Annotated in this window: 1 pseudogene and 2 CRISPR repeat arrays; the pseudogene reads left to right on the top strand. The window is 71.2% G+C overall.

Going from position 1 to position 3,145, the window contains the following annotated elements:
• Positions 1–678: 678 nt before the first annotated feature.
• A CRISPR array of direct repeats spans positions 679–1,608; the repeat unit is 29 nt; unit sequence GTGGTCCCCGCCGGTGCGGGGGTGAACCG.
• 44 nt (positions 1,609–1,652) lie between these two features.
• Positions 1,653–1,898 (top strand): annotated as a pseudogene (locus ACFY10_RS54990) (type I-E CRISPR-associated endonuclease Cas1); the annotation flags it as partial.
• 83 nt (positions 1,899–1,981) lie between these two features.
• Positions 1,982–3,039: direct repeats of the CRISPR family, unit length 22 nt; unit sequence CCCGCCGGTGCGGGGGTGAACC.
• Positions 3,040–3,145: the final 106 nt, after the last annotated feature.

Here is a 3,145-nt window from a genome sequence, read left to right as displayed (position 1 = left end):
GGTCAGCGTCCCCATGGGGAGTCGTGACCACAGTGGTGGGGAATTGGCTGACGCCGATCATGCAGATCGTGGGGAATTGTTTGACCGTCGACAGGTGAACCGAAGACCGTCGAGGAGTACCTGAACGGCCTTCCGTGGTCCCCGACGGAGCGGGGGTGAACCGAAGGGATGTGAGCGTGACCGCTAGGTCGCCGAGTGGTTCCCGCTGGTGCAGGGGTGAACCGCGCTCGATCCCCTCAGCACGTTCGCCCACAAGGCGATCCCCGCTGGTGCGGGGGTGAACCGGTGCGGGAGGCGGCGTCGCGGGCGATGAGGGTGTGGTCCTCGCCGGTGCGGGGGTGAACCGTACAAGTGCAGGCCCCCGCCCGGGGTTTGCATGTGGTTCCCGCCCGTGCGGGGGTGAACCGGAGGCTCTCCGGGTCCTGCGTGTCGAGCAAGAGTGGTCCCCGCCGGAGCGGGGGTGAACCGCGGTCGACGCCCTCGAAGTTGGCGCCGTGCGCGTGGTCCCCGCCGGTGTGGGGGTGAACCGGCCTTCGCCCAGGGCGTCGAATCCGCCCGCATGTGGTCCCCGCCGGTGCGGGGGGTGAACCGTCCGGCACACCTGCCCGAACAGCCCGCCGCACGTCGTCCCCGCCCGCGCGGGCCGCGGCGCTCGCAGGCGATGTGGTGGTAGCCGGCGTTGTCCCCGCCGACGCGGGAGTGAACCGGCGATCAAGGAGGCGTGGAAGAACGTCTGGGAGTTTTCCCCGCGTGTGCGGGGGTGAACCGTGGGGCTATGCCGACCGCTGGTCGGACCCGGAGTGGTCCCCGCCGGTGCGGGGGTGAACCGAGCGTGATCGATGTCAGGGTGTCGGCGCGCCAGTGGTCCCTGCCGGTGCGGGGGTGAACCGGACATGGACCAGGCCGCCATCTCGGCCGGAGCGTGGTCCCCGCCGGTGCGGGGGTGAACCGAAGCCCGACGGCCTGTACGTCGCCCTCAATGAGTGGTCCCCGCCGGTGCGGGGGTGAACCGTCGCCAACGCCAACCTCCTCCGCCGCATCTTCGTGATCCCCGCCGGTGCGGGGGTGAACCGGTGATCGACGCCGCCGGGCTCGTGGTGTCCACGTGGTCCCCGCCGGTGCGGGGGTGAACCGGCGAAGGAGGATGCCGCCTCAGCCGTCAAGCGGTGGTCCCCGCCGGTGCGGGGGTGAACCGATCCAGGTGCGGGCCGCGGGGATGCTGGAGGTGTGGTCCCCGCCAATTCGGGGGTGAACCGGGGCGGCAGTTCGGCTCCAGCCTGCTCCCCGCCGGTGCGAGGGTGAACCGGTGATGCGGCCGCCGTCAAGGTGCATCACGTGGTCCCCGCCGGTGCGGGGGTGAACCGTAGGCGCACTCGTGCGTGATCGGCGCCAGGCGGTGGTCCTCGCCGGTGCGGGGGTGAACCGCAGCTGAACGCCTCCACCCAGCAGAACCAGCAGTGGTTCCCGCCGGTGCGGGGGTGAACCGCACGATGTGGTCCTGCTGTACCGGCAGGCCGAGTGGTCCCCGCCGGTGCGGGGGTGAACCGGAGAAGGGACTGCTTCCGTGAGCCCCACCAAGGTGCTCCCCGCCGGTGCGGGGGTGAACCGTTAAGGTCCGCGTTGTCCATGACGACACCGGAGTCTGCGCCCAGATCCACGTGGACGACGACCGCACGGACACCGTCTACATCCCCACCGCTGCACTCACCTGCCTGCTCCTCGGCCCTGGCGTCTCCATCACCACCCGCGCCCTGGCCACCCTCGCGCGCCATGGCACCAGCGTCATCTGCACCGGAGCAGGCGGCGTCCGCGCTTACGCCGGCATCCTGCCCGACTCCCTCACGACCCGCTGGCTCGAACAGCAGGCAACCGCCTGGCCCGACCCCCAGCAACGGCTGAGTCGGTGACGGCGTCCCAGAGTTGGTCGCGGACGCGGCCTGAGACGGTGCCGACGATAGGCTGCAGGTCACGAAGTCATGTCCGCGCCGACGCGGGGGTGAACCGGAACGATCCGTGTACGCGCGCGAGGCGGTTCCGTGGTCCCCGCCGGTGCGGGGGTGAACCGCTGGAAACGGCGCGTCTCAAACTCCTGCTCGCGTGCTCCCCGCCGGTGCCGGGGTGAACCGCGGGCCCGCTTCTCACCGGCCACTGCGGAACCGTGCTCCCCGCCGGTGCGGGGGTGAACCGGGCTGCGCTGGACTCCGCCACCAGAGGGAGAGGTGCTCCCCGTCGGTGCGGGGGTGAACCGTCGACTCCGGCGGCCGCGCCCTTGAGCGCGATGTGGTTCCCGCCGGTGCGGGGGTGAACCAACGGTGCACTGGGCGCGGGAGATGTTGCAGTTGTCGTACCCGCCGGTGCGGGGGTGAACCGATGGGCCTGCCCGGCACGGTCCTCATCCGGCAGTAGTCCCCGCGGACGCGGGGGTGAACCGAAGCAGTACGTCATGGTCGAAGGCGCCGTCGTGTCGTCCCCTCCGGTGCGGGGGTGAATCGTCCATCGTGGCGTCGGCGACGTAGGCGATGAAGTGGTCCCCGCCGACGCGGGGGTGAACCGATGGCGCCCACGATCCGGGACCCGTCTGCGGCGTGATCCCCGCTGGTGCGGGGGTGAACCGGCACTGGATCAGTCCGCCGGCCGCTTGCGCGGCTGGTCCCCGCCGGTGCGGGGGTGAACCGACCCTCGACCACATCGTCGTCCACCTCAGCGGGTGGTCCCCGCCGGTGCTGGGGTGAACCGGCGTTGGCGAGGGCTTCGGGACCGGTGCGTTCGTGGTCCCCGCCGGTGCGGGGGTGAACCAGCACTGGAGCACGCCGAGAGGACCGGGCAGCGTTGGTCCCCGCCAGTGCGGGGGTGAACCGAACAACTGCCTCCAGGACGTCGCCCAGCACAAGTGGTCCCCGCCGGTGCGGGGGTGAACCGAAGCTCGGAGTGCCGTGCGTCGGGATCGACACGTGGTCCCACCGGTGCGGGGGTGAATCGGTGACGGAGGCGGCTCACGCCGTGGCCGAAGTGTGGTCCCGCCGGTGCGGGGGTGAACCGGACGTCGCCAATGAGAGCGGACAGCGCAAGATCCTTGTAGGCGGACGCCTCGGGTCCCGCTCCGCGGACAGCTGATCTCCCTGTTCACAGGGCTGTTCGCGTGAAT

Source organism: Streptomyces sp. NPDC001401, assembly GCF_042895385.1.
In the GTDB taxonomy this organism is placed as follows: domain Bacteria; phylum Actinomycetota; class Actinomycetes; order Streptomycetales; family Streptomycetaceae; genus Streptomyces.
The sequence above is the reverse complement of the archived record's forward strand: the minus strand, read 5'-3'. Positions and strand labels throughout refer to the sequence as shown.